24 protein-coding genes, 1 tRNA gene and 5 pseudogenes are annotated in these 24,330 nt (G+C 70.9%); 12 read left to right on the top strand and 18 right to left on the bottom strand.

Annotated features, from left to right (window positions below; translation table 11 throughout):
- Positions 1 to 170: 170 nt before the first annotated feature.
- The 4 genes and pseudogenes from LP418_RS34780 to LP418_RS26480 all read left to right on the top strand — a co-directional run.
- Positions 171 to 500: pseudogene (locus LP418_RS34780) on the top strand (pyridoxal-dependent decarboxylase); the annotation flags it as partial.
- A 221-nt stretch (positions 501 to 721) separates the two neighbouring features.
- Complete coding sequence (locus LP418_RS26490) at positions 722 to 1,471, top strand: pyridoxal phosphate-dependent decarboxylase family protein (protein ID WP_257954302.1); 750 nt, start codon at positions 722 to 724, stop codon at positions 1,469 to 1,471.
- A 23-nt stretch (positions 1,472 to 1,494) separates the two neighbouring features.
- Positions 1,495 to 2,112 carry a hypothetical protein gene (locus LP418_RS26485; RefSeq protein WP_257954301.1) on the top strand — a complete coding sequence of 206 codons (618 nt, stop codon included), beginning with the start codon at positions 1,495 to 1,497 and terminating at the stop codon, positions 2,110 to 2,112.
- A gap of 9 nt (positions 2,113 to 2,121) precedes the next feature.
- Positions 2,122 to 3,559: pseudogene (locus tag LP418_RS26480) on the top strand (GuaB1 family IMP dehydrogenase-related protein).
- An 18-nt stretch (positions 3,560 to 3,577) separates the two neighbouring features.
- On the opposite strand, the gene LP418_RS26475 reads toward LP418_RS26480, so the two are convergent.
- The 3 genes and pseudogenes from LP418_RS26475 to LP418_RS26465 all read right to left on the bottom strand — a co-directional run.
- The gene (locus LP418_RS26475) at positions 3,578 to 4,327 is read right to left on the bottom strand and encodes a BCCT family transporter (RefSeq protein ID WP_257954300.1); all 750 of its coding nucleotides are present in this window, start codon (positions 4,325 to 4,327) and stop codon (positions 3,578 to 3,580) included.
- Between the two features lie 106 nt (positions 4,328 to 4,433).
- A pseudogene (locus LP418_RS26470) lies at positions 4,434 to 4,775 on the bottom strand (BCCT family transporter); the annotation flags it as partial.
- 43 nt (positions 4,776 to 4,818) lie between these two features.
- Positions 4,819 to 5,508, bottom strand: a pseudogene (locus LP418_RS26465) (BCCT family transporter); the annotation flags it as partial.
- 335 nt (positions 5,509 to 5,843) lie between these two features.
- On the opposite strand from LP418_RS26465, the gene LP418_RS26460 reads away from it, so the two are divergent.
- A complete protein-coding gene (locus tag LP418_RS26460; protein WP_257954299.1) occupies positions 5,844 to 6,005 on the top strand; it encodes a hypothetical protein in 162 nt (53 codons plus the stop codon).
- On the opposite strand, the gene LP418_RS26455 is transcribed toward LP418_RS26460, so the two are convergent.
- The 14 genes and pseudogenes from LP418_RS26455 to LP418_RS26380 form a co-directional block, all read right to left on the bottom strand.
- Positions 6,002 to 6,580 carry a LysR family transcriptional regulator substrate-binding protein gene (locus tag LP418_RS26455; protein WP_257954298.1) on the bottom strand — a complete coding sequence of 193 codons (579 nt, stop codon included), beginning with the start codon at positions 6,578 to 6,580 and terminating at the stop codon, positions 6,002 to 6,004. The genes LP418_RS26460 and LP418_RS26455 overlap by 4 nt on opposite strands.
- 4 nt (positions 6,581 to 6,584) lie before the next feature.
- A complete protein-coding gene (locus LP418_RS26450) occupies positions 6,585 to 7,265 on the bottom strand; it encodes an FHA domain-containing protein (protein WP_257954297.1) in 681 nt (226 codons plus the stop codon).
- On the bottom strand, positions 7,262 to 7,639 hold the full coding sequence (locus tag LP418_RS26445) for a hypothetical protein (protein WP_257954296.1): 378 nt from the start codon (positions 7,637 to 7,639) through the stop codon (positions 7,262 to 7,264). Before LP418_RS26445 ends, LP418_RS26450 begins: the two co-directional genes overlap by 4 nt.
- Positions 7,594 to 8,379, bottom strand: coding sequence for a vWA domain-containing protein (locus tag LP418_RS26440; RefSeq protein WP_257954295.1), 786 nt, complete (start codon positions 8,377 to 8,379; stop codon positions 7,594 to 7,596). Before LP418_RS26440 ends, LP418_RS26445 begins: the two co-directional genes overlap by 46 nt.
- Positions 8,295 to 10,331, bottom strand: coding sequence for a tetratricopeptide repeat protein (locus LP418_RS26435; protein ID WP_257954294.1), 2,037 nt, complete (start codon positions 10,329 to 10,331; stop codon positions 8,295 to 8,297). The genes LP418_RS26440 and LP418_RS26435 overlap by 85 nt, the downstream gene beginning before the upstream one ends.
- A 763-nt stretch (positions 10,332 to 11,094) precedes the next feature.
- Positions 11,095 to 11,694, bottom strand: a pseudogene (locus tag LP418_RS34775) (serine/threonine protein kinase); the annotation flags it as partial.
- Between the two features lie 336 nt (positions 11,695 to 12,030).
- On the bottom strand, positions 12,031 to 12,399 hold the full coding sequence (locus LP418_RS26420) for a hypothetical protein (RefSeq protein WP_257954293.1): 369 nt from the start codon (positions 12,397 to 12,399) through the stop codon (positions 12,031 to 12,033).
- A 139-nt stretch (positions 12,400 to 12,538) separates the two neighbouring features.
- Positions 12,539 to 14,095, bottom strand: a complete 1,557-nt coding sequence (locus LP418_RS34770; RefSeq protein WP_442940036.1) for a transporter substrate-binding domain-containing protein — start codon at positions 14,093 to 14,095, stop codon at positions 12,539 to 12,541.
- Between the two features lie 9 nt (positions 14,096 to 14,104).
- Positions 14,105 to 15,316, bottom strand: a complete 1,212-nt coding sequence (locus LP418_RS26405; protein ID WP_257954292.1) for a hypothetical protein — start codon at positions 15,314 to 15,316, stop codon at positions 14,105 to 14,107.
- A gap of 70 nt (positions 15,317 to 15,386) precedes the next feature.
- Complete coding sequence (locus LP418_RS26400; protein WP_257954291.1) at positions 15,387 to 16,649, bottom strand: AAA family ATPase; 1,263 nt, start codon at positions 16,647 to 16,649, stop codon at positions 15,387 to 15,389.
- Entirely contained in the window at positions 16,558 to 16,878 is a 321-nt protein-coding gene (locus LP418_RS26395) for a hypothetical protein (RefSeq protein ID WP_257954290.1), read from the bottom strand. The genes LP418_RS26400 and LP418_RS26395 overlap by 92 nt, the downstream gene beginning before the upstream one ends.
- Positions 16,875 to 17,237 (bottom strand): hypothetical protein, encoded by a 363-nt coding sequence (locus LP418_RS26390; RefSeq protein ID WP_257954289.1) that lies wholly within the window; start codon positions 17,235 to 17,237, stop codon positions 16,875 to 16,877. Before LP418_RS26390 ends, LP418_RS26395 begins: the two co-directional genes overlap by 4 nt.
- A gap of 167 nt (positions 17,238 to 17,404) precedes the next feature.
- Positions 17,405 to 18,283: a toxic anion resistance protein gene (locus LP418_RS26385; protein ID WP_257957199.1), complete on the bottom strand. Its 879-nt coding sequence runs from the start codon at positions 18,281 to 18,283 to the stop codon at positions 17,405 to 17,407.
- A 410-nt stretch (positions 18,284 to 18,693) separates the two neighbouring features.
- Positions 18,694 to 19,227, bottom strand: coding sequence for a GtrA family protein (locus tag LP418_RS26380; protein ID WP_257954288.1), 534 nt, complete (start codon positions 19,225 to 19,227; stop codon positions 18,694 to 18,696).
- 136 nt (positions 19,228 to 19,363) lie between these two features.
- Between LP418_RS26380 and LP418_RS26375 the strand changes: the two genes are divergently transcribed.
- The 6 genes from LP418_RS26375 to LP418_RS26350 all read left to right on the top strand — a co-directional run bounded on the left by LP418_RS26375 (position 19,364) and on the right by LP418_RS26350 (position 22,873).
- Positions 19,364 to 19,437: transfer RNA gene (locus LP418_RS26375), tRNA-Gly, on the top strand.
- A 514-nt stretch (positions 19,438 to 19,951) separates the two neighbouring features.
- Positions 19,952 to 20,428 (top strand): hypothetical protein, encoded by a 477-nt coding sequence (locus LP418_RS26370; protein WP_257954287.1) that lies wholly within the window; start codon positions 19,952 to 19,954, stop codon positions 20,426 to 20,428.
- A 61-nt stretch (positions 20,429 to 20,489) separates the two neighbouring features.
- The gene (locus LP418_RS26365) at positions 20,490 to 21,260 is read left to right on the top strand and encodes a hypothetical protein (RefSeq protein WP_257954286.1); all 771 of its coding nucleotides are present in this window, start codon (positions 20,490 to 20,492) and stop codon (positions 21,258 to 21,260) included.
- Between the two features lie 79 nt (positions 21,261 to 21,339).
- Complete coding sequence (locus LP418_RS26360) at positions 21,340 to 21,516, top strand: hypothetical protein (RefSeq protein WP_257954285.1); 177 nt, start codon at positions 21,340 to 21,342, stop codon at positions 21,514 to 21,516.
- A gap of 326 nt (positions 21,517 to 21,842) precedes the next feature.
- Positions 21,843 to 22,436, top strand: a complete 594-nt coding sequence (locus LP418_RS26355; RefSeq protein WP_257954284.1) for a dihydrofolate reductase family protein — start codon at positions 21,843 to 21,845, stop codon at positions 22,434 to 22,436.
- A complete protein-coding gene (locus tag LP418_RS26350; protein WP_257954283.1) occupies positions 22,433 to 22,873 on the top strand; it encodes a VOC family protein in 441 nt (146 codons plus the stop codon). The genes LP418_RS26355 and LP418_RS26350 overlap by 4 nt, the downstream gene beginning before the upstream one ends.
- On the opposite strand, the gene LP418_RS26345 is transcribed toward LP418_RS26350, so the two are convergent.
- Positions 22,842 to 23,660, bottom strand: a complete 819-nt coding sequence (locus tag LP418_RS26345) for a resuscitation-promoting factor (RefSeq protein WP_257954282.1) — start codon at positions 23,658 to 23,660, stop codon at positions 22,842 to 22,844. The genes LP418_RS26350 and LP418_RS26345 overlap by 32 nt on opposite strands.
- 317 nt (positions 23,661 to 23,977) lie before the next feature.
- On the opposite strand from LP418_RS26345, the gene LP418_RS26340 reads away from it, so the two are divergent.
- Positions 23,978 to 24,310: an HNH endonuclease gene (locus LP418_RS26340; protein ID WP_442940035.1), complete on the top strand. Its 333-nt coding sequence runs from the start codon at positions 23,978 to 23,980 to the stop codon at positions 24,308 to 24,310.
- The last annotated feature ends 20 nt before the right edge of the window (positions 24,311 to 24,330 follow it).

Below are 24,330 nucleotides of genomic sequence, written 5' to 3'. Positions count from 1 at the left end.
CTACCCGACCGTCCCTGAGTACACCGGCTCAACCGTGACCAGTACGTTCGGGCCATGCCAGATGACAGGGCGCACATGAGTCCCGAGGAGTTCCGCAGGCAGGGTCACGCGGCGATCGACTGGATCGCGGACTACTGGGCCGGCCCGGACGACCTGCCGGTGCTGTCCCGGTGTCTCCCGGCGCCGTACGCCGCACGCTGCCGGCGTCGCCCCCGGAGGTCGGGGAGCCGTTCGACGCACTGTTGGCCGACCTCGACGAGCTCGTCGTGCCCGGCCTGACGCACTGGCAGCACCCACGATTCTTCGCCTACTTTCCGGCCAACTCGTCGCCCGCGGCGATCCTCGGCGACCTCATCTCGAGCGGCATCGGCGCACAAGGGATGATCTGGGCCACCAGCCCTTCGGTCACCGAGGTCGAGCAGGTCGTCGTCGACTGGCTGGCACAGGCGCTCGGTCTGCCCGAGCAGTTCCGGCTCCTCGAGCACGGCCGCGGCGGGGGAGTCATCCGGGACACCGCGTCCACCGCGACGTTCACGGCCTTGCTCGCGGCCCTCCACGCCGCCAGCCACGGAACTGCCCGCGAGGCCGGCGTCGGGTCGCGCAAGTGGGCCGTCTACGGCCTCGTCGCAGGCGCACTCGTCACTGATGAAGGCTGTGATGATGGCCGGCCCGGGCGCCGAGTGCGTGCGCTCGATCGCGGTCGATCCCGCCACCCCGGGCCATGGATGTCCGGGAGCTCGAACTGGTGCTCGCCGACGACATCGACGACGGCTGGACGCCGCTCTTCGTGCAGGCAGCCGTCGGCACCACCTCGACCGGGGCGATCGACGACGTGCAGGCGATCGCCGAGGCGATCGACGGTGTCGGGGCGTGGTTGCACGTCGACGCCGCCCGGGCGGGCGTGGCCGCCGTCTGCCCGGAGCTGCGCGACCGCCTGCTGAGCGGCGTGCACCTCGCCGACTCGATCGTGACGAACCCGCACAAGTGGCTGCTGACCACGTTCGACTGCAGCGTGCTGTGGGTGCGGGACCGCTCGACGCTGACGGATGCCTTGTCGATCACCCCCGAGTACCTCCGCAACCCCGCCTCCGAGTCGGGCGAGGTCGTCGACTACCGCGACTGGCACCCGCAGCTCGGCCGCCGCTTCCGGGCGATGAAGCTCTGGGCGGTGCTGCGCACCTACGGGCTCGAGGGACTCCGCGCCCACATCCGTGACGGCGTCGACCTCGCGGCGTACGTCGAAGAGCTGGTCGCCGACGACGAGCGGCTCGAGCTCGTGACGGCGAGATCGCTGAGCCCGGTCGTCTTCCGGCACGTCGGGGGAGACGAGCAGACCCTGTCGGCGATGCATGCCCTGAACGCCAGTGGGGTCGCCTACCTGAGCCACACCGTGGTCGAGGGGCGGGCCGCGATGCGCCCGGCCGTGGGCAGCTGGCGCACGACGCGCGGACATCGACACGACCCGGGCTGAGCTCCAGCGGGCACTATGAACGCATGAAGCTCTACGCCGATACGGCTCGTCGTCGCACCTTCCAGATCGTGGCGGACCTGACCTTCGTCGCCCGGCTCGTGATGTGGGTGTGGATCGGGCTGGTCGTCCACGACGGCACGATGGCGCTGGCCGCGCCCGGTCGGCAGACCGACGAGTCGGCGTCCGCCATGGCGGGACAGCTGCGTGACGCCGGTGGCCGGCTCGACGACGTACCCCTCATCGGCGACGACGTCGCGACGCCCTTCGACAAGGCAGCGGATGCCTCCGACGGGCTCGCCGCGGCCGGCCGGTCGTCGGTGGCGGCGGTGGAGAAGCTGGCGTTCGTGCTGGGGCTGTCGATCGCCCTGATCCCGATCCCGGTCGTGATGGCGTTCTACGTGCCCGGCCGGCTGAGATTCATCCGGGAGGCGACTGCGGGCGTGAAGTTCATCGACTCCGGGCACGACCTCGACCTCTTCGCGCTGCGGGCGCTGACGAACCAGCCGATGCGAGTGCTGGCGAAGGTCAGCGACGACCCGGCGGGGGACTGGCGACGACGGGACCCGGTCGTGGTGACGCGGCTGGCCGAGCTCGAGCTGCGCGACGTCGGCCTGCGCCCGCGCCGCTTGCCTGCGGCGTAGATTCGCCGGGTGCGCTTCCTCCACGACGCGGCTCCGCCGCACGACCTGACCTACGACGACGTCTTCATGGTGCCGCGGAGCTCCGCGATCGCCAGCCGCTACGACGTCGATCTCTCGACCGACGACGGGACCGGCGCGACACTGCCGCTCGTCGTCGCCAACATGACCGCCATCGCCGGCAAGCGGATGGCCGAGACGACGGCGCGTCGCGGCGGCCTGACCGTGATCCCGCAGGACATCCCGATCCCGGTCGTCGCAGACGTCGTGAGCTGGGTCAAGAAGCGGCACCACGTCTTCGACACCGCGATCGAGCTGCACCCCACCCAGACAGTGGCCGAGGCCTTGGCGCTGATGCCCGAAGCGCGCCCACCGGGCCGCGGTGGTCGTTGATCAAGGTCGGCCCGTCGGCGTCGTGACCGAGGACGACTGCGCCGAGGTCGACCGGTTCGCGCAGGTCGGCCGGGTGATGAAGCGCGAGTTCGTCCGGGTTGCGCACGACGCCGACCCGCGGGCGGTCTTCGAGTCGCTGGACGATGCCAAGGCCACGCTGGCGGTGGCCGTGTCCCCTGCGGGAGAGCTCGTCGGCGTACTCACTCGTCTCGGCGCGCTCCGGGCGACGCTCTACACGCCTGCGGTCGACGCGAACGGTGGCCTGCGGATCGCGGCCGCGGTCGGGGTGAACGGTGACGTTGCGGCCAAGGCGGCGAGCCTGCTCGAGGCCGGGGTCGACACCCTCGTGGTCGACACGGCGCACGGGCACCGGGGAGCGGATGATCGAGGCCCTCAAGGCGATCCGTGCCCTCGACCCGAGCGTGCCGATCGCGGCCGGCAACGTCGTGGACGCGGCCGGGACCGATGCGCTGATCGACGCGGGTGCGGACATCGTCAAGGTCGGCGTCGGGCCGGGCGCGATGTGCACGACGCGGATGATGACCGGCGTCGGACGGCCGCAGTTCTCCGCGGTGCTCGAGTGCGCGACCGCCGCACGGGCGCGGGGCAAGCACGTCTGGGCCGACGGGGGAGTGCGGCACCCGCGCGACGTCGCGCTCGCCCCGGCGGCGGGCGCGAGCTCGGTGATGATCGGCTCGTGGTTCGCCGGCACGCACGAGTCGCCGGGCGACCTGATGCACGACGCCGACGGGCGAGCCTTCAAGGTCAGCTTCGGGATGGCGTCTGCGCGGGCGGTCGCCAACCGTACGTCGAGCGAGTCGGCCTTCGACCGGGCGCGCAAGGGGCTCTACGAGGAGGGCATCTCGTCCTCGCGGATGTACCTCGACCCGGCCCGCCCGGGCGTCGAGGACCTGATCGACCAGATCTGCTCCGGGCTGCGGTCGTCGTGCACCTATGCCGGTGCCTCGTCGCTGGCCGAGTTCCACGAAGCGCGGTCATCGGGCTCCAGTCAGCGGCCGGTTTCCACGAGGGACGGCCGCTGAGCACGTCCCGGTGAGGACGTGCCCAGCGTCGGTCAATCCTTCGAGTCGTACGGCTCCGAGGCCGGCTCCGAGGCCGGCTCCTCCTCGACCGTGAGCCGGAAGTCGTCACCGTGCTCGGTGACCCCGGCGATCACGGCGTCGTGCACTGCCTCGCGGGCATAACGCGTACGCACGATCATCGAGTCGGTGCTGAGATCGCGCACCAGCGCGACGCACAGCCCGATCATCACCAGCACGAACGGCACCGCCGCCACGATGGTGATCGTCTTGAGCCCGTCGAGCGCGGTGTCACCACCGACGAGCAGCATCACCGCGGCCACGCCGCCGGTGGCGCAGCCCCAGAAGATCACCGGGAACTTCTTCGGCTCGATCGCGCCGTTGGACGACAGCGACCCCATCACGATGGATGCGGCGTCGGCCCCGGACACGAAGAAGATCGCGACCAGCACCATCACCACGACGCTCGCGACGGTCGCCAGCGGGAACTGGTCGAGCATCGTGAAGAGCTGACCCTCGACGCCGCCGGCGCCGTAGATGTCGGTGCCGTCCATCTGCAGCTTGATCGTGGAGCCACCGAAGATGGCGAACCACATCAGGCTGACCAGCGAGGGCACCAGCAGCACGCCAGTGACGAACTGACGGATCGTGCGACCGCGCGAGATGCGCGCGATGAACATGCCGACGAACGGGGTCCAGCTGATCCACCGGGCCCAGTAGAAGACCGTGTAGCTGCTCAGCCACGCGGCCGCCTCCTCGCCCTCGGCGTTGGTGCGTCCCGCCATCGTGGGGAGCTCTCGTGCGTACGACGCGATCGAGCTCGGCACCGAGGTTGAGGATGAACATCGTCGGACCCACGACGAACACGAAGGCCGCCAGCGAGAGCGCCAGCACCATGTTGATGTTGGAGAGCCACTGGATGCCCTTGGCCACCCCGGACACGGCGGACAGCACGAAGCACACTGTCAGGACCGCGATGATCCCGACGAGGACGCCGTTGCCGACAGTGCCGATGCCGCCGACGATCTCGAGGCCGGACGCGATCTGGATCGCGCCGAGACCGAGCGAGGCAGCGGACCCGAAGAGGGTCGCGAAGATCGCCGGGATGTCGATCACCTTGCCCGCGGGCCCGTGGGCGTGCCGGCCCAGCAGGGGCTCGAACGCGGCGCTGATCAGCTGCAGGCGACCCTTGCGGTAGACGCCGTACGCGATCGCTGAGACCGACGACGGCATAGATCGCCCACGGGTGCAGGGTCCAGTGGAAGAGGGTGTGCGCCATGGCGGACTCGGCGCGCTGGGGATCGGAGAGCCCCTCGGTGCCGGGCGGCGCGAAGCCGGCCGTGTCGGCGAAGAACGTGAGCGGCTCGTTGACGCCGTAGAACATCAGTCCGATGCCCATGCCGGCGGAGAACATCATCGCCACCCACGAGGTGGTGGAGAACTCCGGCTCGTCGTCGTCGCGACCGAGCGGGATGTTGCCGTACTTGCCGAGCGCGAGCCAGAGCGCGAACACCACGAAGCCCGAGGCGGAGAGGACGAACAGCCAGCCGAGATACTTCATCGTGCCGGTCAGGGCATCGCCCGAGGCGCTGGAGAGCGACGCCGTGTCGAGGAACCCCCGGGCGACGAACGCGATCGCGATCACCGCCGTGACGCTGAAGACGATCTTGTCGATGACCTGTGGTCGTGCCGACTCAGCGGGCGGTTCGACATCGAGCGCGGGGTGCGGGATCACGGTGTCGGTCGGGGTCTTGATCGCGTCCGTGATCGGGTGGTCGTGGTGCTTGTGATCGTGCGGCGGAGCCCGGGTCACGAGGTCGTGACACCTCCCGAGGGGGTGAGTTGGTTGAAAGGGGCAACCGTTCGACCCTAGGTGGTCTGGACCAGTGTCCGTCAACTCCCGACCCGCTAGCGTGACCGCGTGCAGACCCTCGTCGTGGCCGCCACGGCCGCCGAAGCAGCCCATGTCCCGTCGTCGTTTCCGCTGGTCATCACGGGTATGGGCAAGACCGCGGCGGGCGTCGCCACCGCCCGCGCACTGGCCGCGCAGTCCACGCTCGAGGGGCTCGTCGTGATCAACATCGGCACCGCGGGATCACTGCGCGACGACGTCGTCGGGCTGCACGAACCCGGCGTCGTGCTCAACCACGACATCAGCGCGGACATGTTGAGGTCCTTGGGGTACGACGTCCGCGAGCGCCTCTCCGTGGGCGACTCCGACATCGTCCCGGCCACCGGCGACACCTTCGTCACCGACCCGCTCGTGCGCGCGACTCGCGAAGCAGGCGCACCTGGGTCGACATGGAGGGCTACGCCGTCGCATGGGCCGCGCAGCAGTTCGGCGTGCCCGTCCGACTCGTCAAGCACGTGTCCGACTCGGCCGACGAGTCGGCGATGGACTGGCCGGCCGCGATCGAGGCCAGCGCGGTCGAGCTCGGCGCGTGGCTGCGCGAGAACTGCTAGCGCGAGCTCCGGACGGATCGGCCGCGGACCACACCGACGAAGGTCTGGGTGTCCTCGGCGTCGCGATCGAGCAGCCAGACCAGTGCGATCTGCGTCGGATCGAGGTCGGTGACCGGGCGCTGGACGATGTCCTTGCGCTGGTGCAGCCGGGCGATCGACATCGGCAGGATGACGACGCCGGTGCCGGCGGCCACGGTCTCGATGGCGTCCTTCTCGGACATCGGCGGCCAGTCCATCTGGAAGGCGGACGGGGTCCAGCCGCTGGCGTGCGGACGGACGAGCTGCTCGTCGGCGAGGTCTGCGAGCGCCACCTCGTCCGCAGCCGCGACGAAATGCTCGGCGCCGGCGACGACGACCGGCACCTCGTCGTACAGGGTGATGCAGTGCAGCCCGTCGCGGTTGACGGGCAGCCGGACGAGCGCCATGTCGAAGTCTCCGCTGCGGACGCCGTCCTCCTGCTCGGACTCGAGCATCGGCACGAGCTGGAGGGTCTCACGGCGTCGCTCGCGCCGAGCGCGGGCCCACTTGTCGGGGGTCGCGCCGGTCACGAAGCCGACGCGGAAGGGCTGGATCACCGGCTCAGACCTCGCCCGGAGCGGCCTTGCGGACCACGATCCGCGTCCGAGCGCCGAGGTAGATCCGGTCGCCGGTCTTCACTTCCTGCTTCTGCCCGGCGGCCACCGGGGTCTTGGGCAGGGCGTCGACCGCGCCGCCGACGTAGGTGCCGTTGGACGAGCCGAGGTCCTCGACCCACCAACGGCTGCCGTCGGTGGTCAGCTGGGCGTGCCGACGGCTGATGCCGGTGTCGGAGCTGAGGTCGATGTCGGGGGTGATGTTGCGGCTCTTGGACGCGCGACCGATCAGGATCGACGTGTTCTTGAGCGGCACGACGTCGGGGAGGCCGGGGGAGGGCAGCTGGTCGGTGCCTCCCCGGTCGGCATACCAGTCCGGGTCGATCCAGACCTCCGCCACCCACCCGGTCGACAGGGCCGGCGAGATGTTGCCGGTGTCGGCGGCGGCAGGCGCGGCCGGAGGTGTGTCCGCACGCCGCGGCATCGAGCCGGTGGTGAAGTCATAGCCGCACGCCTCGCAGAACAGCGCGTCCTTCGAGTTGGCGGCCGAGCAGCTGGGGCACTCGGTGGCAGCGGGCGCCGCGGGCTCGGGCGGGGCCGTCGCCGGGGAAGCACCCGCGGGCATCGCCACCCCGCAGACGTCGCAGTAGTCGGACGCCGTCGAGTCGTGGCCGGCAGGACACTTCATGACTTCTTGATCCTCGACGTCTTGGTGGAAGCGGTGTCGAGCGCCATCTCGTCGGCCTTGTCGACGGACTTCTTCAGGCGGACGGTCCCTTCCTTCTCGTCATCCACGTCGACGACCTTCTTCAGTCGCGTGGTCGCCTCCTCGTTGCCGGTCTCGGCGGCGAGCTGGACGGCCCGGCCGAGCTTGGTGGTCGCGGTGGCGTCGTCACCGGCCGCCTTGGCGGCGAGCCCCTCCTGGATCATCGAGGCGAGCTCGGTCTGCCCGGTGTAGTGCGCGACCTGCTTGTCGATCTTGGCGGTCAGCTCGGAGTCGTTGGACCACGTGGCCTTCACCGGGCCCCGGGCCGCGACGTCGGCGCCGATGGCGACCTGCACCCGCGCGGCGAGCTGCTCCGGCCGACCGCCTTCGCCGGGAGGCGTACGGCGACGTGGTAGTCACGCGACTCGTCGCCCCATGCGCCGGTGGGATAGCCGCCGGTGAGCGCGTTGACCTCGACGCGACGATCGGTGAGGTCCTCCACGGTCGGCGCGACCTGACGGACGAACATCACCCGGGCGCCTTGCGGGGCCCACACGCGCAGCTGGGCGTCGGCGACGCCGCGAGCCATCGCGGTCTGCATCATCGCCTTGAACTGCTCCCGCATCTCCGCGGGCGACGGGATGATGTCGACGGTGCCGAGCAGCGCGGTGGCGATGCGGCGGAGCTCCTCGACCTTCCAGTCGGTGCCGGCGCCGCGGCAGTCGCACTGGAAGTAGCCGGTGGCTCGCTTGATCGCGTCGTCCAGCACCTTCGGCTGCTCGCCGTTCTCGCCGTCCGTGAGGAGGATCGCGTGGCGCTGGGTGACCTCGGGGACTGACGCGAAGACGGTGCCGGCCGGGTCGAGCCGGGAACCGATCGCCGTACCGCCCGAAGCGCGGAAGCTGGAGATGGCCGCGGAGGCCTGCTCGCGGCTCGACGCGTCCATCACGGCCAGCGCCGGGCCGGACTGCACGGGCGGGAAGACCGGGGTGGCGCCCTCGGTGCCGGCGATCACCGCGAAGCGGGTGCCGTCGAGGATCTCTGCCAGCGCCGCCCGGGCGCCGTCCTTGGCCGCCTCCATCGTCTCGTAGCCCATCGAGCCGGACGTGTCGACGATGATGATCTCCCCGACCGCGCCCGAGCCGGTCTGGCCGGCCGTGCCCGCTCCGGTGCAGGTGACGGTGACGATCGCGTTGACGTCGGTCCCGCCGTCCGGCAGGAACTCGTTCTGGTAGACGGTGGCGGCGAACTCAGCCATGTGGCTGCTCCTTCGTGGTCGGTGTCTGATCGGCATTCTGCACGGTGGTGACGCGTTCGACGCGGGCCAGCACGGTGGTGATGTTGTCCCGGCCGCCGCACCCGTTGGCGAAGTCGGTGAGCGCGAGGGCGAGCGCGGCGGGATCGGTCTGCGCCGCGGTCGCGATCTGCGTGGCCAGCGCTGCAGGCTCGGAGGCGTAGTTCCACAACCCGTCGGAGCAGACGAGCAGCCAGCCCGGGGTGGCGAGCTCCAGCTGGCCGACGCGCGGGGTGTGGTCCTCGCTGTCGCGCCCGAGCCACTTGGTGATGGCGTGCGCCTGCGCCGAGGTCTCGGCCACCTCGCGCGGCACCCCGGCCTCCATCTGGTCCTCGGGCCGCCGAGTCGTCGACGCTGAGCTGCACGCCGGGCTCTCCGTCTGGCAGCCAGTAGATCCGCGAGTCGCCGACATTGGCGTAGGTGAGCGTCTCGCCCTCGAGCACGGCCGCGCAGTAGGTCGCGGAGGCGGGGTTCTTCGCGTCGGCCGGAGCGGCGGAGACGACCCCGGCGTTGGCCGCCTTCACGGCCTCGGACATGGCGCGGGTGACGGCGGCGAGCACGCCGTCGGGGGTCCCCATCCCGCGCGGCAACGGCACCCGCAGTGCGTCGAGGGCCGCCTGCGCGCCGGCCAGCGAACCGACCTGCGAGTCGTCGGTGTTGGACACACCGTCGAGCACGATCAGCACGGCCCGCCGGTCGGCGGCTGCGCCATCGGCGCTGGCGACCATTGCCATCGCGTCCTCGTTGCGGTGGTGGCGGATGCCCTTGTCGCACACCCCGGCCACCCACGGGGCGGCCTGCTCGCGGAAGTGGTCGCGCGGGCTGAGGGCCTTGACGCCGCACTGCTCGCAGTAGCCGTCGGGTCCCACGGTGCCGCCGCAGCTCGCGCACGCCGGGATCGCGGTCGGAGCCGCGGGCGGCGCCGAGGTCTGGCTGGTCGCGCGCGAGATGGGGCCGCTGCCGAGGTCGTCCATCGGGCTGGGCTCGGCCGGGGCGGGCTCCGTGATCAGCACCTTGGGCGCGTCGGAGGCCGCGGGTCCTGCGGAGAGTGCTGCGCCGCACTCCTCGCAGAAGTTGGACTCGCCTTCCGCGACGGTGCCGCAGGAGGGACAGGTTCGGTTGGTCACAGTCACACCAGTGTCTTGTTGCGTACGGCGTTGGCCCTGGTTCACCGGGGTCACGCGGGCGTCGAGGGAGTCGGCCTCGCGGGCCAACGCCCGATAGGCGTTCTCCGGGGCATCGCGGAGCGGCACCTCCTGGGCGGTCACGCCGCCCACCGTGGCCTTGCCGCCTCCGGACGGACCGGCCTTGGTCACGGCGTCGAGCGCGTGCCCGAGGATCCGCACGGTGTAGCGCTGACGCTCGGCCGGGTCCATCCGGACCGAGGCGATGCTGGTCAACGCCACGGTCGAGGACCCCCCGGGTCGTCGGGGGGCACCGGCAAGCAGCACGTCGGCACGCAGCTGACGGCTCTCGGGGTAGCCCCGACTGGTCGACGGCACCGGGTCGAGGGCCCGCACGGCGCCGGCCGTGTCACCGGCGGCGGCCCGCACCCGCGCCATACCGAAAGCAGCGGGTGGGGCGTAGGCGGCATCGGTGGCCGCACAGGTGGCGTAGAGGCCTTCGGCGACCTCGGGCAACGAGCCGTTCTCGCAGGCGATCGCGAGCGCGAGCTTGGGGGCGAGCTCGCCCGGCACCTGCTGGTAGACGGCGCTGAACGAGGCCTTGGCCTGCTCCCAGTCGTCGTCCTTCATCGCCGCGAGCCCGTCGAGCCACAGGGCCCGCCACTCCCACGGGTCCCTGGGTGAGCAGCTGGGCGGTGGACGTGCGGGCACCGGCGGTGTCGCCGAGCTCGATGGAGGCGCGCGCCCGGCGCAGCAGCACCTCGGCCGACTCCTCGGGGGCCTGCTCGAGCGCCTTGAGCAGGTCGGCGGGCTCGGCGTCGCCGACGCTGGTCAGCCAGGAGTGCTGCGGGTCGGACGGATCCGGGCGCAGCGCGGGCAGCTGCGACCAGTCGAGCGCGGACGCGGACGTGGCCGGTGCCTCGAACAGGGGGAGGCGGCAGAGGTCAGCGCCGTACCCGTCGTCCCGGCGGCGACGACCTCGCGCAGCACGCCCAGCAGCTGGCTGCGCAGCTCCTCGGCCGACTGGAAGCGGTCGGCCGGATCGGTCGCGCAGCACTTGGCGATCAGCTGGTAGAGCGAGTCGTGCTCTTGGAAGAGCGGCGTCGTGTCCGGCGGCGGTAGGGTGTGGAGGTAGGTGCCCCGGTAGCCGCGGAACTCCATGCAGAGCACGACCAGCGTGCGACCGATCGTGTAGATGTCGGAGGCGACGCTGGTGCCGACCTGCGGCACCTCGGGCGCCCGGTAGCCGACGGTGCCGAAGATCGCGGACTCCTCGTCGGTGATGCGGCGGACGCCGCCCATGTCGATGAGCTTGACCGCGTCGCCGACCTCGGATGAGGTTGTCAGGCTTGAAGTCGCAGTAGACGAGGCCGAGGTCGTGGAGGTAGCTGAACGCGGGCAGGATCTCGAGGATGTAGGCGAGCGCACGGTCGACGGGCAGGGCGTCGTAGGCGCCCTTGTTGTCCTTCATCCGCTGCTTGAGGATCTGCTTGAGCGAGCGGCCGCCGACCCACTCCATGACGATGTAGCCGGCGCCCTCGTGGGTGACGAAGTTGTAGATCTCGACGATCAGCGGGTGCTCGACCTGCGCCGGGGAACTGCTGCTCGGCGATCGCGGCCGCGAGGGCGTCGGGGTCACCGGAGTTGAGCAGGCCCTTGAGCACCACCCAGCGGTTGGAGACGTTGCGGTCCTTGGCGAGGTAGATCCAGCCGAGGCCGCCGTGCGCGATGGCGCCGGCCACTTCGTACTGTCCGCCCACGAGGTCGCCGGGCTTGAGCTTGGGCGTGAACGAGAACTCCTGCCCGCACTTGGGGCAGAAGCCCTCAGGCAGCCGGGCTTGCCGGCCGACGAGCGGCCGATGGGGGAGTCGCACTTGGAGCACGTGCGCTTGTCCTCGGGGACCGACGGGTCGGCGATCACGGCCTTGAGCGCATCGACGGACGGTGCTGCGGGTACGACGGTGAGCCCCGCTCCGAGGCGCGCGGCCCGCATCCGCTGCGAGCCGTGGCCGGCGCGGCGGGTGGCGCTGGTGCCGCCGGCACGCCGTGAGCCGATGGCGGCGGACTGGATGCGGCTGGCCGAGGTCTTGGCCGACGCCGTGCCACTCGTCACCGGGTCGGGCTGCTCGATGAAGGCAGCGGCGGCCGCTGGGGAGCCGCAGACGTTGCAGTAGCCGTCCTCGATGGTGCCGGTGCAGCCCGGCTGGCTGCAGGAGCCACCCGACGTCGCCGCGGCGGGGGAGGGCGCGGAGGCCGCGTCGGCAGCCATGCCGCAGACGTCGCAGTAGCCGTCCCTGGATCGAACCGGTGCACCCGGGCTGCTGACACTTCATGCGGACTCCTGGTTCAACAATTGGGTGAGCCATGACTGGTAGGCCGCCACCAACGACCGGGCGACGGCCATCGGTGCGGGCTGACGGGCGAGCACGTCGCGAGCCTGCTGCTCGCTCGCCGTGAGGTCGGCCACGTCGGCCAGCCCGTGCGCGGCGGCCTTGGCGCGCAGGCCGTCGAGGAGGTCGGCGAGCTGGCGGTGCTCGGCCAGCGCATCGGCGTACGCACCCTCGGCGACGCCGAGCGCCTGCCCGACCCGCTGGAGCTTGTGACGGTGTCTCTCGATCTCGGCAGGCGTGTTGGGCACGGGGCCGAGCGCCTCGACGTCGGGTACGGCGTAGTGCGGCGCGGGATCGATGGTCCGCACGCACAGGGTGACGAGAGAGGTGAGCGCGGCAGCGCGGGCGACCAGCTCGGCGCGCAGCTCGCGCGTGGCCTCGAGGTCGTGGCGCGCGGCCCGTCGCTGGGAGTTGCCGACGATGAGGTCGCGCTCGAAGACGGAGGCGTCAGCCTCGAGCGGAGGGAGGAGTCCACCGACGTCGGCGCCACGCTGGGCGCGGACGGTGATGTCCTCGAGGCGTCGCGACAGCCCGGCGAGGGTGGAGCGGGCGGCGTCGCGGGTGGAGCTGGGCTCGAGGGCGACCCGGTCGCGGACGCGTTCGAGGTTGGCGCGCAGCTGCTTGATGCGGGCCGCACTCGCGTCGGCGCGCGGGGATGAGCGCGAGCTTCGTCGCGATCTGGCCGACCAACGCGTCGGACAGCCGGCAGGCCTCCGGCAGCGAGACGGCCGGGCCGTTGCCGAGGTCGCCGTCGAGGCGGCCCCAGACCGGGGTCGAGAGACGCTCTGCCTCGATCGGACCGACGCGGCCGCCGTCGAAGGTCGCGTTGAGCAGCTGGTAGCGCTGCTGGACGGCCTGCCACACGGCCAGCGACAGCATCATGTCCGAGGAGATCTCGTCGCCGCGCCCGGCCGCGAGGGCCGCCGCGTCCGAGTCGTCGAGCTCGAGGCGGCGCGCGCGGACCCAGTCGTCGAGGTCCGTCAGGAACGCCCGGGCCTCGGCGGGGGTGAGCGGCTGTCCCAGTCGCCCCGGTGCGGTGGGGGCAGCCGTCATGGGCGCCGGCCGTAGAGGGGGGCAGGCTGGGTGGCGGCGGTCTGCAGCGACGGCTTGAGCCACTTGTCGTAGGACGCCTGCCACGACCCGTTGGCGCGCATCCGCTCGAAGACGGTGTTGATGAAGCGGACGAGGTCGGGGCGATCGGCGTTGACGCCGATGCCGTAGGGCTCCTCCGTGAGCCGCTGCTTGGTCAGCACCCGGGCGTAGGGGTCCCTGGGCCGCCAGCCCGGCCAGCACCGTGTCGTCGGTGGTGATCGCGTCGGTCTCGCCGTTCTGGAACTTCACCGGGCAGCCGGTGTCGTTGACCGCGGTCACCGGGATCGCCTCGGGGGCGAGGCGCTGGATGTTCTCGATGCTGGTGGTGCCCACGGGCGCGCAGGCGCGCTTGCCCACCATGTCCTCGATCTTGTTGATGCCGGAGCCCTTGCGCACGAGCAGCTTCTGGCCGGAGCGGAAGTACTCCGCCGAGAAGGCGATCTGCTCCCAGCGCGTGCAGTTGATGGTCATGTTGCGCGCCACGATGTCGACCTCGTCGGCGACCAGCAGCGGGATGCGGTCGGCAGCGGTGATGACCCGCAGCTGCACGTGGCCCTTCTCGCCGAAGATCGCCTCCGCGATCGCGTTGACCATGTCGATGTCGAAGCCCTCGATCTGGCCGGAGAAGGGATTGCGGTAGCCGAGGAGGTAGTTGTCGGCCGCGACCCCGGCCACGAGGTAGCCGCGCTGGCGGATCCGCGACAGGGACGGGCTGGTCGCATCGCCGGCCTCCGGGGCGTAGGACACGGTCGCGGTGCTGGCGTCGCACGTGGGTGGGGTGCCCGGCTCGGCCTCCTCGACGGCGGGCACCTCGGCCCGGGGCAGCGGCGTTGCGTCGTACCCACAGCCGGCTGCCGCCGGGACGGCAAGCGTGCCGACGAAGAGCCGGACCTTGGCGAGCTGGACTTTCATGCGTACTCCCTACGGCGCTGGGCGATGCCCCGGGTGGCGAGGCCGGCGGCGCCGAGCCCGAGAAGCAGCGTCAGCCCGGCCAGCACCAGGGAAGATGCTGTTGCCGGAGCGGAGCGCGTCGGTGGTGTCGGAGGCAGCCCGGTCGATGACGATCTGGGATCCCTCGTCGAAGGCGTCCGGGGCCGCTGTGGGGCCGTTCGGGTCGAGCGTCGTGGCCAGCGCGACTGCCTCGTCGTACTTGCCGCTCTGCTCGAGGGCGAGCACCTCGTCGTGCAGGGCCGAGTAGGTCTGCCACAGGCCGAGCGTGTTCGAGGACGCTGTGCTGGTCACGGTCGACGCGGCGGCCTGCCAGCCCTCCTCGAAGACGGCGCCCGATCCCTGCGCACCGAGCCGCCGGCTCTCGTTGGACTTCGCGTCGTTGGCCGCGGTCCGGGCAGTGGCCTCGTCGACTGCGAGGCGGTAGCTGCCGTCGCGCAGGTCGTCGTTGTCGCCCTCCCGGCCGGAGCTGACGGCGGCCGAGATCAGGGTCAGTGCCGCGACCACGACGAAGGCGGCGGCGATGCCGACGTTGAACCGGCGCCTGAAGGTCTTGGCCAGCTGGGTGCTGACCCACCACAGCACGGCGAGCGCGACCAGCCCGATGATCAGGATCGTCAGCGGCCGCTGGCCGCTGAGCTCGGTCTCGGCGCGGTCGGAGTTGGACTCGGTCAGCGCCTCGATCAGCGGCAGCGCATCGGCGCGGAGCTGGTTGCTGGCCCCGCGGAGGTATTCGGCGCCCACCGGGAAGCCCTGCCGGTTGTTGTCGCGGGCCTGCGTGCTGGCCGTCGTGTAGCGGTTGACGGCGGCGTTCAGGGCGGAGAGCACCGCACTGTCGGCGGGTTGTGCCTGCGCCGCCTCGGTGATCTGCCGCGTCACCCGGTCGATCGCGTTGTCATACGCCGCCCGCTGGGCCGGGTCCTCGAGGCCGCCGACGAGGAAGCTGGTGGTGGCGAGCGCATCGGCACGGAACAGCGTCGACTGGATGTTCTGCACCCGCACGAGCTGCTCGGTGTTGTCCGCGGCGGCCCGGTTGGCCTGCCAGCCGAGCAGCTGGAGGGCAGCGGTGACGACGGCGAAGAGCACGCACGCAGTGACGGCGATCAGCTGCCACTTGTTGAGCAGGCGAGGCACGTCGACCTTGGCTGCCTTCTTCGTCGCCTCGGTCGGCGCAGCCGCCGGCACGGCCGGTGCGGGCGCTGGAACCGGGGGCGCTGGGGCAGGCGCTGGCGCTGGCGCCTGCTGGGGGCCCGGGTCATGGCTGCTCCTCGGCTGCGGTTTCTGTCTGTACGTCGACCGGTGGCTCTTGCTCGAATGGTTCGACGACCTCCGCCGGCGGCGCGAGGTCCTCGGCGAGCAGCAGGCGCAGCTGCTCGAGGGTGGGGGAGTCGACCTCACGCAACCGCCGGGCGTGGCGGCCGATCGCGGCCTCCAGCACGTTGCGGACGTAGCGTGCGTTGCCGAAGGACGGGCCGCGCTCGACCTGCGACAACAGCTCGCGCAGGCGGTCCTGCACGCCCTCGCCGGCGTCGTACTGCGCGCCGGTCGCCATCACGTCGAAGATCGCGACGAGCTCGTCGTCGGTGTAGTCGGGGAAGTTGATCTCGGTGCGGAAGCGGCTCTCGAGGCCGGGGTTCTGGCCGATGAAGACGGCCATCGGCAGCGGATAGCCGGCCACGATCACGACGAGGTCGCCGCGGTGGTCCTCCATCTCCTTGACCAGCGTGTCGATCGCCTCCCGGCCGTACTGGTCGCCGGCCAGTGAGTAGGCCTCGTCGATGAAGAGCACGCCACCGATGGCGGACTTCACGACCTCGGCGGTCTTCATCGCGGTCTGGCCGAGGTAGCCGGCCACCAGCTCGGACCGGTCGACCTCGACGAGCTGGCCCTTGGAGAGCAGGCCGAGCGCGCGGTAGATGCCGGCGACGAGCCGCGCGACCGTGGTCTTGCCGGTGCCGGGGTTGCCGTTGAAGATCAGGTGGCGGGTGATGGTGAGGCCTTCGAGACCCGCGTCGGCGCGCAGGCCCTCGACGCGCAGGACCGCGGCCCGGCGGTGGATCTCGGCCTTGACGTCGGTCAGGCCGACGAGGTCGTCGAGCTCGGCGAGGAGCTCCTCGACGGTCTTGGCGGGCGGCTCCGGCTCCTTGGGCTCGGCTGGGGGTGCCACCGGCGTCCCCGGCGGCGGTGCGGTCTGCACCTTGTCCGGCGTCTCGCCGAGGACCGAGGGATCACGCACGATCTGCGTGCCCTCCAGCGCCGCCAGCTTGTCGCGCACGATCCGGCTCTGCTCCATGACCTGCGAGAGGAAGTGGTCGGCCACGCCGGGGACGTGCTCGCGCTGTGCCGTCGGCGCGACCTGACCGGGCGCGCCTCCGAGCTGGGCGGCGGCCGCGGTCGCGGCGTTGCCGATGCTGCGGGCGTTCTCCTCACCGAGGAAGCTGCCGGCCAGCGCGACGTCCGACAGCGCCCGGGCGTACGCCGCAGCGTGGGCCGACCCCGACGACGCGAGCGACGCCATGGCCGGCGTCTGGGCCACGCGGAAGCGGCGCCCGCGCGACGCGGCTGTGGTGAAGTCCTCGGCGGTGCCGTGTCCGGTCTCGGCGCACCAGTCGACGTACGCACCCCCGAGCGGGCTCGGCGACGGTCGCGGCGAGCGACTCGCCCTCGGCGCGCGCGACTGCGGGGTCGATGCCGGCCGTGGTGGCGATCGTGGTGAGGGCGTCGAGCGCCTCTCGCAGAGTGCTCATGCTGGTCCCGGGTTGAGGTCGGGGCCGTCGGTCGGGTGTCCGAACTTGGCCTGCAGGAACTGCCCGTGCGCGATCAGCGCCCGGGCGTCGGAGCGGGTGGCGGCGTCGAGGACCTTGTCCATGGTGGCGGCAAGCAGCTCGAGCTGGTCGATGAGCACCATGAGGGCGGTCTTGTAGCCGTCGATCGGGCGGGTGTCGGCCCACTCGCGGGGGAGTCGGAGGTAGCCGCCGAGCGCCTCGGGGAGGTAGTCGGTGGCGGTGGCGACGACGGAGTAGGAGTCGAGGCTGCCCTGCCCGAGGTTGCGCAGCCGGGGGAGCGTGTCGGTGATGAGGGCGCCGATGCGGTGCACGCGCGACACGACGACCGGGGGGTGCGTTGCCGTCAGCGAGCATCTGCTCGACCCGCGCCAGAGCGGCGACGATGTCCGCCTCCGTGGGCGCGGCAGGAGTCGCGTCGACGATCTCGTCCGCCGACGGCCCCCGCACCTTCTCGAACCATGACTTCAGCCCCACTGGAACCCGCTCACTAGCGACGCGGAAGCTCGGTCAGGTCGAGGGTGCCTGCCGCGTTGCGGGCGTCGTGGTCGCGGACGCGATCGAGGTAGGACTTCGACTTCTCGACCTCGGTCTCGAGCACGCCGATGGTCTGCGCCATCGAGTCGAGCGCCTTGACCTTGAACTCGTCGATCGAGTCCATGGTGGCGTAGATGTTGGCGAACGCCGCCTGCAGGTCCTCCATGTCGATGGTCGAGGACGCCGCCTGCTCCTGGATGGCCGCGGAGTTGTCCTTGAGCATCTCGGAGGTGCGCCGGATCATGCCGGAGGTCGTGGAGTTGAGGGCCGTCACCTGATCGAGCACGAGCTTCTGGTTGCCCAGTGCCCGGGCCACGATGACCGCCGTACGCAAGGCAGAGATCGTGGTGGTCGACGCGCGGTCGACGCCCTTGATCAGCTCGATGTTGTTCTTGATGATCACGTCGATCGCGAGGTAGGACTGGATGGACACCGCGAGCTGGGTCAGCAGGTCCTGGTGCTTCTGGCGGACGTAGAAGAGGACGTCCTGGTTGAGCTTCTTGGCGGCCTCGGGGTCGCTCAGCTCGAGCTCGGCGATGCGCGCGGTCAGCTTGGCGTCGAGCTTCTCGGCGACGTAGACGTATTGGTTGAGGCGCCCCATGACGGACCAGAGGTTCGTCTTCTCGAGGTTGAGGGAGACGTTGTCCTTGGTGAGCTCGTCCCGGCCGTTGCGCAGGGCGTGCAGGATGCCGTTGAGCTGCGACTGGGAGGACTGGTACTTGCGGAAGTAGTCCTCCACCTTGTCGCCGAAGGGCAGCCAGTCCATCCAGCGCGGGACGCCCTTCGCTGCGCTCGGGTCGAGGTCCTCGACGGTACGGCGAAGCTCGAGCAGCGTCTTGCCGACGGCCGACCCCTGCGCGATCCCGCCCTCCCGGGAGCGCTCGCACGGGCTTGTCGAGCATCCGGTTGGAGGTCTCGGCGGCCTTGCGGATGTCGGCGTCGCCCATCGTGCGGACGTTCTCGGCCTGCGCGGAGAACTCGGGGCTGCCGACGGCCGTCGCCGACAGTGCGGTGAGGAAGCCCTCGACCTTGGCGTCGAGCTCGGGAAGGACCTCGACGGGGACCTGCGGCGCCATCTTGGGCGCCCGGGTCTCGGCGACCGCGGCCGGAGCCTCCGGCGCGGTGAGGGTCAAGGTGGCCTCCGGCGGCGCCAACGGCGCGGGAGGAGCGGTTTCCGACGGCGTGCTCATAGTGCTATTTCCCCTCGTCAGCCCCACCGAACGTGCGGCCCCTGCGCAGACACTATCCACGTCCTGCGTCCCATGGGAGCGCCTCAAACGTGTCTGTGCGACTTGTCCCACTGTGCGCGCCTCGGGGCGAACACCCACCAGCGCATCGTGGAGTACATCCAGACCGCCTCCGCGCCCGCCGCGACCACCCCGCGCGAGCAGGAAGGGCACCCCGATCGTGACCAGCCCGCTGCCCATGCCGAGCACCAGTGCGACGTAGTTGACGGCGACGACGAAGGCCCATCGCGCCCCGGCCCGCGACCGGTCCGTGCGCGTGGAAGTTGAACCGACGGTTGAGCACGAAGGCGAGTCCGAATGCCACGACGTAGCCGATCGTGATGGCGAGCGGGTGGGGGAGTCCGACGCCTCGATAGAGGAGGGAGAGCAGCGCGATGTCGACGGAGAACGTGAACCCGTTGATCAGCGCGAAGCCGACGAAGCTCATCGGGACGCGCGTCCGGATCGGCCGCGGCAGGAGGTGCCAGATGGTTCGTACGGCGAACGCGAACCCGCGATCGATGCGCTGGCTGAGCGTCTCGGTTGCCACCCCCGGCGTCACGGGGACAAGGGTGACAGACCGACCCTGACGCAGGCGGGCCACAAGTTCTTCGCGGCCGCTGGCGCCCAGACAGTCCCAACTGGTTCATACTACGAACGTGTCAGTCTCGTCAGGGGCTGGCTTCGCGGACGTGGTGTAGTTGCAGCACGCTTCCCTTCCGGGGAAGGAGTCGAGGTTCAAATCCTCGCGTCCGCTCCATATCGTCGCGAAGCGGGCACGTGGGCGAGCCGGCGCTGGTCGCGGACGAGGCCCCGATAGCGTCCGGGGGTGGCCAGACCTCGCCGTACCAGCGCTCGTCGCCGTGCCTCCCCGCCGCGGCCGTTGCCGGTCGCCGGCCCCGGCGAGCGGCTGTGGGTGCTCGACGTGCCCTACGGGACGCAGGTCGACGACGCGACGTGGCATCCGGCGGTCAAGACCCATCTGTACGTCGGACGCGCTCTGCCCGCACACCTCGTGCCGTACGCCCCGGGGCCGCACACACTCGGTCGGTTCATCGAGAACACCCTCAATCCCGACAGTCCGACGCCCGGCCCCGAGACGACCGACGAGCTTGAGCCCCGGAGGATCCAGTTCGAAGCGGCCGATGCGATCGCCGCACGGGCCGCAGCCGGCGGACGGCAGTTCCTGCTGGCCGACGAGCCCGGCGTGGGGAAGACGATCTCCGCCGTGCTCGGTGCGTCGGCGGTGGCCGACCTCCCGCGGTGCGCGACGCGTGCTCGTCGTCGCCGACCGTCCCGCCGCGATCACGATCGGCCACTGGTGCCGCACGATCACGGCACTGGGCGATGGCGGCCTCGAGTGGGTGGTGATCACGTGGGACCGGCTGGCGAAGGTCCGGGACCACACGTGGGACGTGATCATCGCGGACGAGGCGCACGCGCTGCGCCGCACGACGACCAAGCGCTGGAAGCTCTGGGTGAAGACCTCCGGGATGACCAAGGCCCACGACAAGGCGCCCTTCGTCATCGCGACCACGGCCACCCCCGGGCACACCCCGCTCGAGCTGCCCTATCTGGCCCCGGCCTTCGCGCAGGTCCTCGAAGAGCCCATCAGTGACTGGTTCGCCGCGCGGCAGCCCGGCGCCGTCTTCGCCTCAGCACTGGAGCGCAACGGGATCGGACTCGAGCCGGGCGGTCGCTACGGGACCGACCCTGGACCACGGACCCGGCCCGTCGGGCAGCTGACCTGAAGCTGGTCCGTGGCTGGCTCGAGGACGAGCGGCCGACCGCCATGCTGCACCGCGCTGCCCCGTGGGGACCGGTTCCGATCTCTGGCATGCCGGTCGCACTGACGCCCGCCGAGCGCGCAAGCTACGAGGCGGAGTGGGGGAGTTCTGCCGCGAGATGGACCTCGCCCGGCGTGGCCGCAACACCGCCAAGGGTCGCGCCGCGCTGCTGCGCTTCCGGCAGAAGGCCGGCCTGATCCGGGTCGACTCGACCGTCGCCCGGATCGCCCAGCAGGTCGACGCCGAGCGGCAGGTCGCCTGCTCGGTCGAGTTCGTCGGGACCGCTGCCGACCCGATCGCCGACCGGCTCCGCGACTCCGGCATCGACGTGGCCACGATCTACGGCCGCGACCGGTTCGACCCCGAGGCCGAGCGACTCAAGTTCCAGACGGGGCAGGCGAAGGTCTGCGTCTTCACCACGGTCGCCTCTATCAGCCTGCACGCGGGGGAGAGCCTCCCCGACGGCAGTCAGGCGAGCACCGAACCGCGGGTCGGCGTCTTCCACCGGGCCCGCTTCTCCGGCATCGCGGGGCGCCGGGTCACCGGCCGCACGCACCGCGACCACCGAGTCTCCCCGTGGCACATCGCCTACGCCGAGGGCACGGTCGAGGAGCAGGTCGGCAAGGTGATGGTGGAGCGGATCGCCGCAGCCTCCGACACGGTGGGCAGCGACACCACCGGCCTCGCCGACTGGCAGAGCTCCTCGGGGCCGACTGGCTGCCGTCCACGATCCCGGCCGAGGACGGCGTGGCGGCCCGGGCTCGGGCGTGACCCACCTCACCGTGCTTGTCGGTGAAGTAACGTCACAACTGCATTCACGTTGAGATCGCCGCGACCTGCCAAGGACGCGCCCGCACCCAAACACAAGGGGAAACATGTCGTCGAGCTTCGATCAAGGCCCTCTCGCGGTCGTGCCGACTGCGGCCGATGAGACCCAGACGAGCTCCGTTGCGCGGATGCTCGAGCTGGCTGGTGACACCGCCGACCGGCTCGTCAACGACGCGGGGACCGAGGCTGCATCGCTGGTGAGCGCCGCCCGGAGCCAAGGCTGACGCGATCCCGGAGGCCAGCCGCAAAGAGGCCGATCAGGTCGCAGGCGAGCTGACCGGGCGCAAGTCGGAGCAGGCCGCCGCGCTCGAGCAAGAGCGCGTCACGGCACTGTCCGGGCTGAGCGATGAGAAGGCAGCCCTTGAGGCGCAGATCGCCGCGCTCCGTGAGATGGACAAGCAGCATCGTGGCCAGATGCGGCGGCTCCTGACCGAGCAGCTCTCGGTGCTCGACGCAACGCTGCCGGAGCCGCCCGCAAGCTGACGCGGCGGCAACCCCTCACGGGTGCCAGCGAGCTGGGCACTGTCCAAGATGCTGGCAGGGTGGCGAGATGAGACCACTTCGATACTCGATCAACGTCACGCTCGACGGCTGCTGCCACCACGAGGCAGGCCTCCCGCCGGACGAGGAGTCGATGCGCTACTGGACCGGCGAGATGGCACGGGCCGATGCCCTCCTGTTCGGCCGGGTGACCTACGAAATGATGGAGTCGGCGTGGCGGCGGCCGGCCACGGGCATCTGGCCCGACTGGATGGACGAGTCGGAGGTCCCCTTCGCAGAAACCATCGATCGGGCGAAGAAGTACGTCGTTTCGAGCACGCTGAGCGTCGACTGGAATGCCGAGCTGGTGCGCGGTGATCTGGGCCCGGCGGTTCAGCAGCTCAAGGAGGAGCCGGGCGAGGGCATCTGGATGGGCGGGGTGACACTCCCACTGGCGTTGGCGGACCCGGGACTGATCGACGAGTACGAGTTCGTGGTGCAGCCAGTCCTCGCCGGGCATGGACCGACCTTGCTCGCCGGCCTGCGCGAGCGGATCCAGCTCGAGCTCGTGGATCGCCATGAGTTCGCGTCGGGGGCCCTTGTCCTGCGATATCGGTCCGCGCAGGACGCATCGCCGAAGCAGGACGCGAGGATGGACCCATGACCCACGTACGCCGCTTCGACCATGTCGGCATCACCGTCGCCGACCTCGACACGGTGACGGCGTTCTTCGTCGGTCTCGGGCTCGAGGTCGAGGGCACCGGATACGTCGAGGGGGAGTTCGTCGAGACCGTCTGCGGCATCCCCGGCGCGCAGTGCGAGATCGCGATGCTGCGACCGCCGGACGGCGGAGCGCGTCTGGAGCTCGCAAGCTTCGTCGCACCGGACCACATCCCCGGATCACCCGCTCCGATGGCCAACGAGCTCGGCCTGCGCAACGTGTCCTTCGAAGTGGGCGACCTCCGGGCCGCCGTGGACTCCGTGGCGAAGGACGGCTACGGGCTCATCGGCGGCATCGGGGACTACGAGAACACTGTGCGGATGGCCTACGTGCGCGGGCCCGAAGGAATCATCGTGAACCTGTTCCAGCAGCTCGGCTGATCCCGCTCAGAGCAGGCGCCCGCAGTTCGGCGGGGGAGCGGCCACGGGCCTTGTAGAGCAGCTTGGCGCGGTAGGTCTGCTCTCCGGCCGACGCAAGGTGCGGCATGCCGGAGCCGCCGACGCTGCGCCACGTGGCGACGTTGAACTGGTAGAGCCCGTAGTAGCCCGCCGGATTGACCGCGCGCGGGTTGCCACCGGACTCGCAGTCGGCCAGCGCGCCCCAGTTGAGGCCGTCGGTGCCCGGGACGGACCACGGCTCGCGGCCGACGAGCACCCGGCGGGCCCGCGGCTCGCGGACCATGGTGCGGTCGACGACACGGTACTTCACGGCTTCGCCGTTGTGGAAGGTGCGTACGGCGACGACCTCCCGCACTCCGGCGCGGCCCTCGCGCACCACCTTGCGGCGGCCCGGGGCGAGATCGGTGGTGGGCACCTCGACGACACCGGCGCGCACGGACTGGGTCTTGGTCTTGCGCTCGCGCTCGACGGCGACGACGCGCACCGTGTCGCCGTCGCGCACCCGCTTGTTGTCGCCGGTGACCTCGCGCCCGTCGCGGACGACCTCGACGATGTCGTTGTCGTCGACCTCGACGGCCTGCTCCTCGATCAGCTCGCTTGGCCAGACGCGGGGTGCGACGGCCACCTCGACGGCCGGCGCGGTGGCGACCTTCAGGCGGACGTCGACCGTGTCCTGAGCCACGGCAGCGCCGGGCACGAGGGTGAAGGCAAGGGCGGTCGTCGCCATGGCGGCGACTACGCGGAGAGCTGTTCTGTTGGTGGCAAGCACGAGCAGGACCTCACGAGATTCTCTGCGCCATCGGGGGCGCTCGGACGCGACACCACGGGAGCGGGCGTCGAGGCCGCGGCGTACAACACCTCACGATGGGGAGGCGCCTCTCGGACGGAGGGCACAGCCTGCGGCCCCACCACGACAACACGAGCCGGCGGGCAAGTCGAATCCCGATCTGCCAGAAATCTGCGATTTCACGCTCGTACGGCGCCCGGCGCGTGAGCAGGTTCACGTCGGAGCAGACCCCTAGGCTGTGGGAATGGCGGTCAGTCGGAGTCGTCACGGCGAGGGCCGCCCGCAAGCGGAAGCGCCGGATGGACGCCGTGGAGCACGACCTCAGCGTCGCGGAATGGTCAGCTCTCCGGGAGGCGTGGGGCGGCTGCGCCTACTGCCGCGCGACCGACAAGCCCTTGCAGAAGGACTGTGTGCTCCCGATCTCCCGCGGCGGGCGATACACGCTCGACAACATCGCGCCGGCGTGCGGTTCGTGCAACGCCAGCAAGTGCAACGACGAGGTGACGGGCTGGCTGCGTCGCAAGCGCCTGGACGAGCGCGCCTTCCCTGGTCCGCCACGTCGAGATCAGCACCGCCCTCGCGCAGCTGTTCTGATCTGTGGATCAGCCGTGGATCAGATGTTCTTGAATTGAGGATTTTCCGCGGCGTACCT

Source organism: Nocardioides sp. B-3 (assembly GCF_024703895.1).
Lineage (GTDB): Bacteria > Actinomycetota > Actinomycetes > Propionibacteriales > Nocardioidaceae > Nocardioides.
The sequence above is the reverse complement of the archived record's forward strand: the minus strand, read 5'-3'. Positions and strand labels throughout refer to the sequence as shown.